A 14098-nucleotide genomic window follows, 5' to 3' on the forward strand; every position below is an offset into this window, starting at 1 on the left:
CAGAAGATACGGCTGGGATCGGTCAAACGGGATGAAGCGGCTCATCGCGACACTCTACAGCCTTACCCCTTCACAGGGTACCCCAACCCGACAGGCTGCCAGAGCGTATTTATATCCTTGCCATTCCATAAACGCGAGCGGCAACGGATCAGGGCACATGCAAAAAAATCCCTGCGCCCTGGCGCTCGCCCCTTTCAACCGGCGGCAAAGTTCCAATATGGTACCTGTCATGTCTGCTATTGCTCAAGCTTCCCTGCCCCACCCCGCGCCCCGATCCGGCGCGGTCAGCCCGCGCCCGCATGGGCATGGCGGCAATACGCCCCCACGCCGTAACGGCGGGCAGGACTCGCCGCCGGGCAATGATGACGGCATGATCGACGTGGTCATCCGCACCCGCCCACAGACCCGCAAGCCGGCGATGTACAAGGTGCTGATGCTCAACGATGATTACACGCCCATGGAATTCGTGGTGCATGTGCTCGAGCGCTTCTTCCAGAAAAACCGCGAGGAGGCGACCGACATCATGCTCCATGTTCACAAACGTGGCGTGGGCGTGTGCGGGGTCTTTACGTACGAGGTTGCCGAAACCAAGGTAACACAGGTGATGGACCTCGCGCGCCAGAACCAGCACCCGCTGCAATGCACGATCGAAAAGGACTGAGCCCACGAGCAAGCGCATTTTCCCGCCTCCGCCGCGATCCGATCGCGTTCCATGGCATTTTGTGCTGGCATTTCCATCGCAACAGGGCAAGGATTGTCCTGGCTTACCGGTTATGATCTCCGGGGTCCTGGTGGCCCCTCTTGGAAAAGGAGCGTCTCGGCATGTTGTCACGTAATCTTGAACAGACGCTTCACCGTGCGCTGACACTGGCCGGCGACCGCCGGCACGAATATGCAACGCTTGAACACCTCCTCCTCGCACTGATCGACGACCCTGATGCCGTAACGGTATTCCGCGCCTGCGGGGTCGATCTGAACAAGCTGCGCACCGACCTGACCGATTTCCTCGACAAGGACCTCGCGGGCCTCGCGGCCGACCGCACCGTTGACCCCAAGCCCACTGCCGCCTTCCAGCGCGTGATCCAGCGCGCGGCCATTCACGTGCAGTCCACCGGGCGTGACGAGGTGACGGGAGCCAACGTGCTCGTGGCCCTGTTTGCCGAGCGCGAGAGCCATGCCGTGTACTTCCTGCAGTTGCAGGACATGACCCGGCTTGATGCGGTCAACTTCATCTCCCACGGCATTGCCAAGGCGCCGGACCGCTCCACGCGCCGCCCGGTTGCGGGCAGCCCGCCCGAAGGCGGCGAAAGCGAGGAGCGCGGCAAGGCCGGGCAGAAGAACCAGGATGCGCTGTCCACCTACTGCACCAACCTCAATGACAAGGCGCAGGAAGGCAAGGTCGACCCGCTGATCGGGCGCGACTCTGAAATCGAGCGCACGATCCAGATCCTGTGCCGCCGCACCAAGAACAACCCGCTTTATGTGGGTGACCCCGGCGTGGGCAAGACCGCCATTGCCGAAGGGCTGGCCAAGCGCATTGTTGAAGGTGACGTGCCTGAGGTGCTGCTCAACGCCACCATCTACTCGCTCGACATGGGCGCGCTGCTTGCGGGCACGCGCTACCGTGGCGACTTTGAGGAACGGCTGAAGGCGGTCGTGACCGAACTTGACAACAATCCCGGCTCGATCCTGTTCATCGACGAGATCCATACCGTGATTGGCGCGGGCGCGACCTCGGGCGGGGCGATGGATGCCTCCAACCTGCTCAAGCCTGCCCTTGCCGCCGGCACGCTGCGCTGCATGGGCTCGACCACCTACAAGGAATACCGCCAGCACTTCGAGAAGGATCGCGCACTCGTGCGCCGGTTCCAGAAAATCGATGTGGCGGAGCCTTCGGTCGAGGATGCGGTCAAGATCCTGCGCGGGCTCAAGGTCAATTACGAGAAGCACCACAAGGTGCGCTACACCGATGATGCGATCCGTGGGGCGGTGGAACTTGCCGCCAAATACATCCACGACCGCAAGCTGCCCGACAAGGCCATCGACGTGATTGACGAGGTGGGCGCCTCACGCATGCTGGTGCCCGAGAACCGCCGCCGCAAGACCGTAACGCTGAAGGATGTGGAAGACATCGTGGCGAAGATCGCCCGCATCCCGCCCAAGAGCGTCTCGTCGGATGACAAGGAAACCCTGCGTTCGCTCGAGCGTGACCTCAAGGGCATGGTTTACGGACAGGACAAGGCGATCGAGGCCCTCACGGCAGCAATCAAGCTGTCACGCGCGGGGCTGCGCGACCCGGAAAAGCCGATTGGCAACTACCTGTTCTCCGGCCCCACGGGCGTGGGCAAGACGGAAGTGGCCAAGCAGCTTGCGGCAACGCTGGGCATTGAGCTGATCCGCTTCGACATGTCGGAATACATGGAGCGGCATTCGATCTCGCGGCTGATCGGCGCACCGCCGGGCTATGTCGGTTTTGACCAGGGTGGCCTGCTGACCGATGCCATCGACCAGCACCCGCATGCGGTCCTGCTGCTTGATGAAATCGAGAAGGCACATCAGGACCTGTATAACGTGCTGCTGCAGGTGATGGATCATGGGCGGCTGACCGACCATAACGGCAAGACGGTCGATTTCCGCAACGTGGTGCTGATCATGACCACCAATGCGGGCGCGGCCGACCTGAGCAAGGAGGCCATCGGCTTTGGCCGCACCTCGCGTGAAGGCGAGGACGAGGATGCGATCAAGCGCCTGTTCACGCCGGAGTTCCGCAACCGGCTTGATGCGATCATTCCGTTCGCCAACCTGTCGCCGCATGTGGTGGACCGGGTGGTGGAGAAGTTCATCTTCCAGCTTGAGGCCCAGCTGGCCGATCGCAACGTGATGATCGAGATCTCGTCCGCCGCGCGGGAATGGCTGGCCGAACGGGGTTACGACCGCCTGTATGGCGCACGCCCGCTGGGCCGTGTCATTCAGGAAAACATCAAGAAGCCGCTGGCCGAGGAACTGCTGTTTGGCAAGCTGACCAAGGGCGGGGTTGCCAAGATCACGCTCAAGGATGGCAAGCTCGACTTTGAATACATCTCGCAGGCGGAAAATGATTCCGCCGAAGGCGATGAAGGCGACAGCACCCGCGAAGCCGAAGCCGCTGACTGAGGGGTCGTTCATCTCACCCGAAATAAGGACAGGAGCCAGAAATGGCTCCTGTTTTTTTGTGCCACCTTTTTTTGAAACAGGCCGCTTTTCTTGAAAAGCTTCACCAGAAACTTCTGGTTGTTCGCGTAAGGATGTCATGCTCACCGCCGCCATCTACATTCCCGCAGCCTTTGCCGAGATTGGGGGCTGCTTCTGTTTCTGGGCCTGGATGCGCCTTGGCCGATCACCGCTCGTGCTGGTGCCGGGCTGCCTGTCGCTGGTGGTATTTGCGTGGCTGCTGACCTTCAGCCCTGCCGATAATGCGGGGCGGGCCTATGCCATTTATGGCGGCGTGTACATCGTGGCCAGTCTGATCTGGTCGTGGCTGGTCGAAGGCCTGCCGCCTGATCGGTGGGACATACTGGGCGCTGCAATCTGCCTTGCGGGTGCGGGGCTGATCCTGCTCGCCCCACGCGCCCATTCCTGATGAAAGCCTCAGAGATTGTTTGAAAACAAATCATTGATAAAAAAATAAGAAAAGTTTTGGGTGTCGCCTTTTTTCAAAAAGGCGGTCCCCAGAAACTTCCGTTCCTTATTTGATTACTGGTAACGGGTGCCGTTAACGCTGACATAGCCTTCAACCGGCCAGCTGCGCCCGGTGCCATGATGGGTCCAGTCAATGCCCTGGCTGCGCGCGTTGTCATAATAATAACGGCCCAGCACATCAGCCTTGTCACCCTTGGCCACCCACGGCCATGTGGGTGCTGTCATCCGGTCCAGATCCGACACGATGCGGATGGACACGCCATGCCCCACATCAACATAGAAATACCCGTGCAGGCCGCTGCGCGTGCGCCTGGATGCCGAGACCGCGATGACCTGCCCGCATACATGCTCGACCCGGTCGGGGTGGGCTTCGCTGCTGCTGGCTTCCGCAGCCTGAAGGTCGGCCAGGAATTTGCCGTCATCGCAGGCCTCGGGCACGGGGCTGGCAATGGGCTGCGGGCGTGAACTGCCGCCCTCGCGCGTGCCCTGCGTAGCTTCTGTGCCCTGCGTCTCATCACGCGAGTCTTCATATTCATGCCGGTGGTGGTGGTGCCGCGCATGGGCGGGCGTAATGCCCCCCATCTGCGCGGCTACAACCGCCCCGAGCCCCATCATCACGCATCGCTGCCAGCGCATTGCCGCCATCTGAGTGTTCTCCCTTTCCAAAAGATCACAATCTTTTGCGGTGCGCGGGCGCCAGCGTCAATGAACGGGGTTATCCGCAGGCCGGGGGGCTTCCGCTTCAAGCTGCCTGCGGGCCTTTTCCATATCCGCCTCCATGGCGGGGTCCATGGCAGGCATTTTCAGGTGCAGCTTCTCCAGCGCGTCGATGATCGCCTCGATCACGACCAGACGCTCGAACCATTTCTGGTCGGCGGGCACGACAAACCACGGCGCATCGGGGTGGGCCGTGTGGCGGATCGCTTCCTCATAGGCGTGCTGGTAGTCATCCCAGTACTGGCGCTCGTGAATATCGGCAGGCGAGAACTTCCAGTTCTTGGTGCGGTGCTTGATGCGCTGCAAAAAGCGCAGGCGCTGCTCCTCCTTGGAAAGATGCAGGAAGAACTTCAGCACAATCGTACCCTGCCGCGCCATGTAGCGCTCGAAACTGCTGATATCCTCGTAGCGGTCCTTCCAGAAGGTGGGCTTGCGGCGCAGGCTCAGCGGCAGGCATTCGTGCTCGAGCAGTTCGGGGTGCACGCGGGTAACGAGCACTTCCTCATAATGGCTGCGGTTGAAGATGCCGATGCGGCCAGCGGCGGGCGCCACCATATGCTCGCGCCACAGATAGCCATGCGCCAGCTCGACCGGGCCGGGCTGCTTGAAGGACGAGACACTGACCCCCTGCGGGTTGATGCCTGACATGACATGCTTGATCACGCCATCCTTGCCGCCTGCATCAAGGGCCTGCAGCACGACCAGCACCGACCATGTGTTGTTGGCGTAGAGCAGGGCCTGCAACTGCGCGAGATAGCGGATGCGCTCCTTGAGCAGATGCTTGCCGGTTTTCTTGTCCAGCCCGCAGGCCTCTGCTGCCCGGGTCGGGCAGTCGGCAAGGGAGAACCCCTTGCCGTTATGCACGCTGAAACGGCGTGCGAGCGTGTTGGTCGTCGTTTTCTTGCGGGCCATACTCAATCCTTCATGCCCCGCGCCACCGCGAGGCCACCAGCCGCCTGACAGGTCGGCATCATCTCCACCTCGTTGATATTCACATGACGCGGCAGCGCAATGATCCAGGACAGGGTCTCGGCAATATCCTCGGGCAGCAGGGGCCTGGTCCCTTCATACACCGCCGCCGCCTTGGCCGGGTCACGCAGCCGCACGGTGCTGAACTCGCTGCCGCCACACAGGCCCGGCTCGATATTGGTCACGCGCACATTATGGCCCAGCAGGTCGCAGCGCAGGTTGCGGGTGAACTGGCGCACGAACGCCTTGGTCGCGCCATACACATTGCCGCCGGTATAGGGGTAGGTGCCCGCCGTGCTGCCCAGTGTCACCACATGCCCGTGGTCACGCGCCACCATGCCGGGCAGCAGCACGCGCGTCAGCTCGACCATGCCGGTCACGTTGGTGTTGATCATGGTCTGCCAGTTGGCCAGATCCGCCTCCTGCGCTTTTTCCATGCCCAGGGCAAGACCCGCGTTATTGACCAGCACATCCACCTCGCGCCAGCCTTCGGGCAGGCTGCCCGGCAGGGCCGCAATGGCAGCGGCATCGGTCATGTCCAGCTCAAAGGCCAGCAGGTCCGGCCCGAGTTCGGCCGCCAGCGCGTCAAGGCGTTCGCGCCTGCGGCCGGTGGCAATGACGCGATACCCATCACGCACGAGCCTTGTGGCGATCGCCTTGCCGAATCCAGCCGTGGCACCCGTTACCAGTGCAATCTGCTTCATGGTCTTTTCTCCTGCTGTGTCGGTGGTCAGCCTTGCATATCAGCCGCCTCCCGTCATGGGGGCAATCAACCATACAACCCTGAGCCGAAATGGTTGCAAAAGAGGGCAAATCCGTTTCTATGGTGGTGTATGGCTTCCTTCGCGACATCTCCAGGCCGTAGCCTGACCGGTCACCTGCTGGTGGCAACCCCTTCCCTGACCGATCCCGCCTTCGCACGCAGTGTCATCTACCTGTGTGCACATACGCCCGAGGATGGCGCGATGGGGCTGGTCGTCAACCGCAGGCTGTCGCAACCCGTGCTTGATGATGTGCTCGAACAGCTTGGGATTGCCCCCGTGCCGCCGCGCCGCCGCATCAACCTGTGCGCGGGCGGCCCGATGGATAACGGGCGTGGCTTCGTGCTGCATACATCGGACTGGAGCGGCGATGGCAGCCTGCCGGTGGATGACAGCACAACGCTGACCGCAAGCCTTGACGTGCTGCGTGACATTGCCGATGGCAACGGCCCGGCCCACGCCATGCTGGCCATGGGCCATGCCAGCTGGGAGGCGGGCCAGCTGGAAGACGAGATGCTGCGCCACAATGCCTGGGTTTCCGCACCGGCTACCGAGGCCATCGTGTTTGGCCCCGACCATAACGCCAAGTGGCGGCAGGCACTGGCCAGCGTGCGCATTGACCCCGCGTGGTTTACCGGGGCTGCTGGCCACGCCTGACGCAACCCGGCGCTTTATGGCCAGATGCTTATCGCCTACCAGCGCAGCGATGGCACGCAGGCCACCGGGCCAAGCCCGGCAGCGCCCGCTTCCGCCACTGCAAGGTCATAATCGGGGTTGCGGCCATGCTCCCAGCTTCCGCCCAGCATTTCCTGATGGATGCCGCCCAGCACCCGTCAATCCCCACTGTTGCGGCGCCACGCATGTCGGTGGCCAGTGCATCGCCAAGTGCCAGCACGCGCGCGCGCGGCATATCGAGCAGCGCAAGGGCGAGGCCGTAGACTTCCGGGTAGGGCTTGCCAATCCAGCGCACGGGGCGGTTGCGGCTTTCATACCAGCTTGCCATGGCCCCCGCGCAGATCAGGCGCTGGCTGCCACGGATGACCTGCTGGTCAGGGTTGGCGCAGATCATGGGCAGGCCATGGGCCACGCACTGCTCCAGCAGGGGCAGGTAGGGGTCGATTTCCTCCTCGCCCAGTTCGGCATCCGGCCCGGTATTGAGCACGAAATCCGCCTGCGCGGGATCAATCACGACATCAAGGTCCAGCCCCGTATAGATATCCACATCCTTGTCGGGTCCGAGATGGACCATGCGGCGGCCAAGCCCCGCGAACCACGGGTCGGTGCGGGCCGCAAGCATGCGGTGCGTGCATTCGCCGCTGGTCATGATGCCGTCATAGAGGTCGGCACTCACGCCCATGCGGCGCAGGCCCGGCTCTACCGTGGCAGTACGGCGGGGCGCGTTGGAGAGCAGAACCACCCGCTTGCCCGCCTCGCGCAGGCGTTGCAGGCATTCCAGCACGCCGGGATAGGGCGCCACGCCATTATGCACCACGCCCCACAGGTCGAGGATGTAGCCATCATAATCACGACTCAGCGCGGCCAGACCATCATGCCATTTCATTTAAGGGCCACCCCCCTGGCATCAGCCAGCGTCTCGAAACCTTCGGCCCGCAGGGCGCGGAGCGTCTCGGCCTTCAGGCGCTTGAGAATGCCCGGCCCTTCATACACGTAAGCCGTATAGATCTGCACAAGGTCGGCCCCGGCCTTGACCCGGTCGAGAATGTCCGCCCCGGTTTCAATGCCGCCACTGGCCACCAGCGCCACGCGCCCTGCCACCACCCTGGCCACGCGGGTCAGCATGTCCTGCGCCAGCGGGCGCAGCGGGCGGCCCGACAGCCCCCCGGCCTCGGTGGCATAGGGGCTGAGCAGCCCCGCCGGGCGCGAGATGGTGGTGTTGGATACGATCAGCCCCTGCGCGCCACCGGCAATGGCGGCCTCGACCACGGCTTCCACGTCATCATGCGCGATATCAGGCGAGATCTTGACCAGCAGCGGCGGCCGCTCGGGATGGGCGGCATTGATGGCATCAAGAATGCCCTTGAGCTTTGAGGCCTCAAGCAGGTCGCGCAGCCCCGGCGTGTTGGGCGAGGACAGGTTGATGACGATATAATCGGCATAGTGCTTAACGCGCCCCACCAGCATGGGGTAGTCGCGCTCGGGGTCGGCACCGGTTTTGTTGATGCCAAGGTTGGCCCCTACCGGCACCTGCGCGCCCGGCCTGCGGCGCGGGGAGGACACGCGGTGCAGGCGCGCCATGCGCACGGCAAAACGGTCGATACCCTGATTATTGAAGCCCATGCGGTTGATGATGGCGCGGTCTTCGGTCAGGCGGAACAGACGCGGCTGCGGGTTGCCGGGCTGCGGGCGGGGGGTAACCGTACCGGCCTCGACAAAGCCGAAACCCGCGCGGGTGAGCGGACGCACCACCACCGCATTCTTGTCAAACCCCGCCGCCATGCCGATGGGGTTGGGAAAGCGCAGCCCCATGGCCCGCACGGACAGCGCCGGGTCATCATTGCCGGGGCAGGAGACGCCGCCAAGGCCAAGTTGCAGGGCATCAAGAGCGATATGATGGGCGGCCTCGGGCTCCAGGCGCCGCATCAGGGGCAGGATCATGCGCGACATAATATTCATGGCCGCGATTGTTGCCGCAATTCAGCGCCGGGGGAAAGGGGCAACTAACCGGGCGCCAGCTTTGTGGCATCCACGGGGGCGGGCGTATCGGTGGGAAAGCGGATCAGATAATAGGGCGGCACCCGCAGGTCATGCCCGCCATTGAAGCCTGCAAGGCGGTTCCACTGGCCCAGCGTGCAATAAACCATGTTGCCATCAACAAAAATGCCATCGGGCGAGAGCACGCGCGGGTCACGCACCATGGTGTCGAACGAGCCATCGGCATTGCGGCGGAAGATGGCGTCATGCTCGAAATTGGTGGTGTAGATCCGGCCCTGCGCATCGGTGGCCAGCCCGTCGGCAACACCCTTTTCACCCAGATCGCGGATGGCTGTGGCAAGCTGCGCGTCGGTCCTGTCAAAATCCGCCAGCAGGGCGGTGGGAATGCTGTACAGCCGCCGGCTGGTCAGCGGGCTGTAATAGAGCGTGGCGCTGTCGGGTGACAGCGTAATGCCATCCACCCCGCCCGATACGAAGGCGGCCTTGTGCGCGGGCGGGTCAAACACCAGCGGCCGCCCCTCCACCACCGCCATGAAGGGGCGTTCAGCCTGAATGGAGGGATGGCTCGCCAGCACGCGGCGCTGGCGTCCACTCGCCACATCCACCACCACCAGAGCGGGCGACTGGCCAAACGAGGAATCGGTTATGAACACCGTGCCCTGCGGTCCGTGCGTCAGGTCAACGCGCAGGTCGTTCATGTGGCTGTCAGGCAGGAGTGTGGGCGCACTCAGCACGATACGGGCAAAGATGCGGTCGGTGGCCGGGTCAATGCCAATCACCTTCGCTGCCCCCGGCGCCAGTGGCTCGCCCGCCAGCTTGCCATCATCAATGGCCCATAACCGCCCTTTCGCATCGGTGGTCATGCCATGGATGGACATGAGCCGGGTAGCGGGCGGGCGATCCGATGGCATGGCGGCGGCGGCATCGGGATAAGGCCGCAACTGGCCATTCTTCAGTTCGGCCAGCGTTGCCCCCTTGTGGTTGACCGCATGGCGCGGAAAGCCCACGAACACCCGCCCGCCCGTAACCGCAATGCCCGACGGGCCGGGGCCATCGAAGCGCGCCACGATCTCGAACGGGCCTTCAGGGGCGGCGCCATGGTCGTGATTGATGGGTATTGCTGCCGGTTCAGCCGCCCGCGCCATGGGGGCGCAACCCGCCACCGCCACGAGTGCGGCCCCGAACAACAGATCACGCCTGTGCATGCTCACTGGTCTTTCCCCCCGGTTTGTGCGGCCCGCGCCCATTCATGCAAGTCAGCCCTGCAAGGGCAATCGGGCCACGCGCCGCATCGCGTTCACAATCAGTTCATGGGCAGCGAGGCTGGCGGGTGTTCAGGCGACAGGCTGCGCCGGATGCGCGCCACGTCAGCCACACTCACGGCGGGCGCGTCATTGCCCCATGCGGCGCGGATGAAGCTTACGGTATCGGCCACTGCCGCATCATCCATACGGGCGGCGAAACCGGGCATGACAAAGGCGGAGGGCGCCTGCTTCGTCGCCCGCAGCGTATTGCCTTCCAGCACGATGCGGATAAGCGAATCCGGTGCCGGATCCATCACCACCGGGTTGCCCGCAAGCGGCGGAAAGGTCGTGGGGTAGCCGTGCCCGTCGGTGCGGTGGCAGGCGGCACAGCTATCCACATAATGCCGCGCGCCGCGTGCGCTCACGTCACCCGCCCGCAGGGCGCTGGTGGCAGCGGGGTCATACGCCCAGCCCGGCGCCCTGGCGGGCATGGTGGGCGAGAGGGTCTTGAGATAGCGGGCAATGGCCAGCTGGTCGTCCGCCGTCATGTGCTGGGTGCCGTGGTTGATGGCATCGGTCATGCCGCCAAAGGCCGCGCCAAGCGGCATGCGCCCGGTGGCCAGGAAGCGCACGATATCCTGCTCGCTCCACCTTCCCAGCCCGGTGCGGTTCTCGCCGCGCAGGCTGACAGGCCGCCAGCCATCAACCGGCGCGCCCCCCGAGAGGTAGAGCGGACCATCCTCTGCGGTCAGGGCTTTTTCCTGCATGGTCACGGCGCGCGGCGTGTGACAGGCGCCACAATGGCCCGGCCCCTCGACCAGATAAGCCCCGCGCGCCACCAGCGGGTCAGGGAAAGTGCGGGCCGTAGCCCCCTTTAGGGTGACTGCCGGATCAGGCGCAAACAGCCTGCGCCACACCGTGAGCGGCCAGCGCATGGAGAGCGGCCAGTGCATGCCATCCTGCACCACCGGCGTGGCGACAGGTCTGACACCCTGCATGAAATAGGCATACAGCGCATGCAGGTCGTCATCGGTCATGCGGGCATAGGAGGGATAGGGCATGGCCGGATACAGCGTGGCCCCGTCGCGGCGGATGCCGTTGCGCACGGCGCGGATGAATTCGGCCTCGGAATACCCGCCGATCCCCGCCTGCGCATCTGGCGTGATATTGGGCGCATACAGCGTGCCGGTGGGCAGGTGAAAGGCCAGCCCACCGGCAAAGGGCGCGCCGCCGGGCATGGTGTGGCAGGCTGCACAATCCGCCGCCTGTGCCACGTATTCCCCACGCGTGACCAGTTCCGGCCGTGGCGGCGTATCCTGCGCCCGCGCGGGCTGATTACCCAGAGCCGACAGGGCCAGCAGGGCTGCCGCCATGGGGCGCAGCCCGCATTTCCATACCCCCCTCATCCTGCCAGCGGACCGGGATGAGCGAGATAGGTGGTGCGGATGTGGTGCGCCGCCCAGTAGGCCAGGGCGGCGACCATGCCGGTGGGATTGTAGCCCGTGCCCTGCGGGAAAGCGTTGGCCCCGATCACGAACACATTATGCACGTCCCATGACTGCATGTAGCGGTTCAGCGCGCTTGTCTGCGGGTCCGTGCCCATTACGGCGCCACCGCCCAGATGGGTGGTCTGGTACTGCCGCGTATCAAACGGGCTGCCGAATTCACGCTTGGTCAGGTGCACGTCGCGCGCGCCCATGGCTTTGGCCACGTCACCAATCTTATCCACTACGTAGCGGTTCATGCGGATGTCGTTGTCCTTCCAGTCAAACGTCATGCGCAGCAGCGGCTGGCCGTAGGCGTCCTTCCATGTGGGGTCGAGATCGAGATAGACATCGCGGTAGGCCATGTTCGCCCCATGCGCGTCGATGCGCAGCGAGTGGCGGTAGGTGTCGATCATGCCCGCCTTCCAGGCACTGCCCCAGCGCGGCGTGCCCGGCGGGCCACCGGCATGCGCGCCCGCAATGGCCTTGACCCCCGCCTGGTTGACCCAGACCGGCGAGCCGCCCACGAAACCCAGCGGCCCGTGGTCGAAATTCTCGCTGTTGAAGTCATCAAACGCAACACCGCCGCCGCCTGCGCCAATATACTGGTTGGTCTCCACCTTCGGGTCGAGCCACACCGTGCTGGTGGTTACGTTCTGATAGACGAAATTGCGCCCCACAACGCCTTCGTTCCTGACAGGGTCGTAGGGTTTGCCAATGCCTGAAAGCAGCATCAGCCGCACGTTATGGAACTGGAAGGCGGTCAGGATCACCATTTCCGCAGGCTGGGTCACCACCTTGCCATCGGCATCGGTATAGGTCACGCCGGTGGCGCGTGTGCCCGTGCTGTCGCGTTCCACCTTCAGCACATGGCAGTCGGGGCGAAGCTCGAACAGCGGATGCCTGCGCAGCACCGGCAGGATGTTCACGTTGGGCGAGGCCTTGGAATACATGTAACAGGCATAACCGCTGCAATAACCACAGAAATTGCACGGCCCCATCTGCACGCCATACGGGTTGGTATATTGCTGCGAGGCATTGGCCGCGGGCAGCGAATACGGATGGAAACCTGCTTCCGTCGCCGCCTTGCGGAACAGGTGCGCGGTATAGACATCCTTGAGCGGCGGCAGCGGAAAATGATCGGAGCGCGAGGGCGAGAACACATTGCCCTGCCCCACTACCTCGTTGTTGACCTTATAGGCCTCGCCCGCAGTGCCGAACACCTTCTCGGCCTTGTCGAAGAAGGGTTCAAGTTCCTCGTAGGTCACGCCGTAATCCTGAAGGTTCATGCCTTCGGGGATGAATCCGGCGCCGTATTTCTCGATCACGCGCGAGCGCAGGCGCAGATCATCGGGGGGGATACGAAAATGCACGCCCGACCAGTGCAGGCCTGCCCCGCCCACGCCCTCACCGGGCAGAAAGGCGGCCATGCGCCGGTAGGGCAGCGCCGTCTGGTTGGCATTGTTGCGGATGGTGACGGTGTTTTTGGAAAGGTCCTGGAACAGCTTGTAGCGGAAATTGGCCTCAAGCTCGTCGATGGAGGCCGGATAGGCGCCATCGGCTGCCGTGCTGCGGTCCGGCCCGCGTTCGAGCATGACCACCGAGCGCCCGGCCTCGGTCATTTCCTTGGCCATGATGGAGCCGGCCCAGCCGCCACCCACCACCACCACGTCAACCGGCTTCAGCCTGCGTGCCTCATCGCTCATGCCGTTTCTCCCGTTATGGAGACACTGCCCAGTGGGTAATGCGCCCCGTAGCGGTCCACCCAGTCCATGAAATCCGCCCGCGCGCCGGGAAAGCCCAACATGGCCCAGCCGCCAAGCGCAGTGTTGCCACCATGAATGGGGTCGCTGAACGCGCCCTCCATCACATTGGCCAGAAGCTGATCGAAAAACGCAGCCGAGGGCACATCGCCAAACATCAGCTTGCCGCCTTCAGCAGCCCGCAGCAGGTCGTCCTGCACATCGGGCGCAAGGGCTGCGAAGGGCCTTGCGTGGCGGGTGGTGGCATGGGCGTTCATGCCCACAATGCCGCGCTGATACAGTTCACGCGGGGGGTAAGGCAACTGGTAGCCCAGATTATCCGGCCCCTGCACGAAGGGGGCGGCCATGTACCACTGTGCGCCCTGCGCGTAGGGTGTGGTCATCTGCTGGTCAATGAAGCGGGGCACGTCGAGTGCGAGCGCGCCGGGGCCGTTGGCATCAGCCGGGATCAGGCGATCACAGGCGGCAAGGAGAAAATCCCATTCCGCAGCGTTAAAGAAAACCGGCGTGTATGGTCTCGGCGGAGCGGCTGCCCCTGCGCCCGAAGCAGATACCGTGCTGCATGCGGCAACACCCGCCAGCCCGCGCATGAAGCGCCGCCGCGATGAGATGAACCCTGACCCGTTGATACCCAAAAAACTGCCTTCCCCCTGACATCATGCCGCTACCGGCCCCTGCCCCCACTTTATCCGTAAGCCAGGACAGGCTGCCTAGCAGCCTGTCGGGTTGGGGTACCCTGTGAAGGGGTAAGGCTGTAGAGTGTCGCGATGAGCCGCTTCATCCCGTTTGACCGATCCCAGCCGTATCTT

Annotated in this window: 12 protein-coding genes and 1 pseudogene; 4 read left to right on the forward strand and 9 right to left on the reverse strand. The window is 63.8% G+C overall.

The window, feature by feature from the left end; translation table 11 throughout:
- Nucleotides 1–229: 229 nt before the first annotated feature.
- The 3 genes from clpS to CDI09_RS16280 all read left to right on the forward strand — a co-directional run bounded on the left by clpS (nucleotide 230) and on the right by CDI09_RS16280 (nucleotide 3619).
- Complete coding sequence (clpS, locus tag CDI09_RS16270) at nucleotides 230–661, forward strand: ATP-dependent Clp protease adapter ClpS (RefSeq protein WP_236944609.1); 432 nt, start codon at nucleotides 230–232, stop codon at nucleotides 659–661.
- Between the two features lie 161 nt (nucleotides 662–822).
- Entirely contained in the window at nucleotides 823–3153 is a 2331-nt protein-coding gene (clpA, locus tag CDI09_RS16275; RefSeq protein WP_078524604.1) for an ATP-dependent Clp protease ATP-binding subunit ClpA, read from the forward strand.
- Between the two features lie 136 nt (nucleotides 3154–3289).
- Nucleotides 3290–3619: a YnfA family protein gene (locus CDI09_RS16280; protein ID WP_078524605.1), complete on the forward strand. Its 330-nt coding sequence runs from the start codon at nucleotides 3290–3292 to the stop codon at nucleotides 3617–3619.
- 113 nt (nucleotides 3620–3732) lie between these two features.
- Here the strand turns inward: CDI09_RS16280 and CDI09_RS16285 are convergent, their stop codons facing one another.
- From CDI09_RS16285 to CDI09_RS16295, 3 genes are read right to left on the reverse strand one after another with little or no spacing between them, the layout of a single operon-like run.
- Nucleotides 3733–4323, reverse strand: a complete 591-nt coding sequence (locus CDI09_RS16285) for a DUF3465 domain-containing protein (RefSeq protein ID WP_078524606.1) — start codon at nucleotides 4321–4323, stop codon at nucleotides 3733–3735.
- Between the two features lie 57 nt (nucleotides 4324–4380).
- Complete coding sequence (locus CDI09_RS16290; RefSeq protein ID WP_078524607.1) at nucleotides 4381–5307, reverse strand: PPK2 family polyphosphate kinase; 927 nt, start codon at nucleotides 5305–5307, stop codon at nucleotides 4381–4383.
- Between the two features lie 2 nt (nucleotides 5308–5309).
- Complete coding sequence (locus tag CDI09_RS16295) at nucleotides 5310–6068, reverse strand: SDR family NAD(P)-dependent oxidoreductase (protein WP_078524608.1); 759 nt, start codon at nucleotides 6066–6068, stop codon at nucleotides 5310–5312.
- Nucleotides 6069–6197: 129 nt separating this feature from the next.
- Here CDI09_RS16295 and CDI09_RS16300 point away from each other — a divergent pair, with 129 nt between their 5' ends.
- Entirely contained in the window at nucleotides 6198–6782 is a 585-nt protein-coding gene (locus CDI09_RS16300) for a YqgE/AlgH family protein (protein WP_078524609.1), read from the forward strand.
- 35 nt (nucleotides 6783–6817) lie between these two features.
- Here the strand turns inward: CDI09_RS16300 and CDI09_RS16305 are convergent.
- The 6 genes and pseudogenes from CDI09_RS16305 to CDI09_RS16330 all read right to left on the reverse strand — a co-directional run bounded on the left by CDI09_RS16305 (nucleotide 6818) and on the right by CDI09_RS16330 (nucleotide 13924).
- Nucleotides 6818–7686, reverse strand: a pseudogene (locus CDI09_RS16305) (TIGR01459 family HAD-type hydrolase).
- Nucleotides 7683–8759 (reverse strand): quinone-dependent dihydroorotate dehydrogenase, encoded by a 1077-nt coding sequence (locus CDI09_RS16310; RefSeq protein ID WP_078524610.1) that lies wholly within the window; start codon nucleotides 8757–8759, stop codon nucleotides 7683–7685. Before CDI09_RS16310 ends, CDI09_RS16305 begins: the two are co-directional and overlap by 4 nt.
- Before the next feature lie 44 nt (nucleotides 8760–8803).
- A complete protein-coding gene (locus tag CDI09_RS16315) occupies nucleotides 8804–10003 on the reverse strand; it encodes an L-dopachrome tautomerase-related protein (protein ID WP_078524611.1) in 1200 nt (399 codons plus the stop codon).
- A gap of 98 nt (nucleotides 10004–10101) precedes the next feature.
- Nucleotides 10102–11415, reverse strand: a complete 1314-nt coding sequence (locus CDI09_RS16320) for a cytochrome c (protein WP_110571436.1) — start codon at nucleotides 11413–11415, stop codon at nucleotides 10102–10104.
- A gap of 29 nt (nucleotides 11416–11444) precedes the next feature.
- Complete coding sequence (locus CDI09_RS16325) at nucleotides 11445–13232, reverse strand: GMC family oxidoreductase (RefSeq protein WP_078524613.1); 1788 nt, start codon at nucleotides 13230–13232, stop codon at nucleotides 11445–11447.
- Nucleotides 13229–13924: a gluconate 2-dehydrogenase subunit 3 family protein gene (locus CDI09_RS16330; protein WP_078524614.1), complete on the reverse strand. Its 696-nt coding sequence runs from the start codon at nucleotides 13922–13924 to the stop codon at nucleotides 13229–13231. The genes CDI09_RS16325 and CDI09_RS16330 overlap by 4 nt, the downstream gene beginning before the upstream one ends.
- Nucleotides 13925–14098: the final 174 nt, after the last annotated feature.

Origin of the sequence: Komagataeibacter nataicola, from assembly GCF_003207795.1 — a bacterium.
In the GTDB taxonomy this organism is placed as follows: Bacteria; Pseudomonadota; Alphaproteobacteria; order Acetobacterales; family Acetobacteraceae; genus Komagataeibacter; species Komagataeibacter nataicola.

Bases quoted from the DNA above. Each gene is read 5' to 3' on its own strand.
- clpS (WP_236944609.1), top strand. From the start codon at position 230: ATGTCTGCTATTGCTCAAGCTTCCCTGCCCCACCCCGCGCCCCGATCC.
- clpA (WP_078524604.1), top strand. From the start codon at position 823: ATGTTGTCACGTAATCTTGAACAGACGCTTCACCGTGCGCTGACACTG.
- CDI09_RS16280 (WP_078524605.1), top strand. From the start codon at position 3,290: ATGCTCACCGCCGCCATCTACATTCCCGCAGCCTTTGCCGAGATTGGG.
- CDI09_RS16285 (WP_078524606.1), bottom strand. From the start codon at position 4,323: ATGGCGGCAATGCGCTGGCAGCGATGCGTGATGATGGGGCTCGGGGCG.
- CDI09_RS16290 (WP_078524607.1), bottom strand. From the start codon at position 5,307: ATGGCCCGCAAGAAAACGACGACCAACACGCTCGCACGCCGTTTCAGC.
- CDI09_RS16295 (WP_078524608.1), bottom strand. From the start codon at position 6,068: ATGAAGCAGATTGCACTGGTAACGGGTGCCACGGCTGGATTCGGCAAG.
- CDI09_RS16300 (WP_078524609.1), top strand. From the start codon at position 6,198: ATGGCTTCCTTCGCGACATCTCCAGGCCGTAGCCTGACCGGTCACCTG.
- CDI09_RS16310 (WP_078524610.1), bottom strand. From the start codon at position 8,759: ATGAATATTATGTCGCGCATGATCCTGCCCCTGATGCGGCGCCTGGAG.
- CDI09_RS16315 (WP_078524611.1), bottom strand. From the start codon at position 10,003: ATGCACAGGCGTGATCTGTTGTTCGGGGCCGCACTCGTGGCGGTGGCG.
- CDI09_RS16320 (WP_110571436.1), bottom strand. From the start codon at position 11,415: ATGGCGGCAGCCCTGCTGGCCCTGTCGGCTCTGGGTAATCAGCCCGCG.
- CDI09_RS16325 (WP_078524613.1), bottom strand. From the start codon at position 13,232: ATGAGCGATGAGGCACGCAGGCTGAAGCCGGTTGACGTGGTGGTGGTG.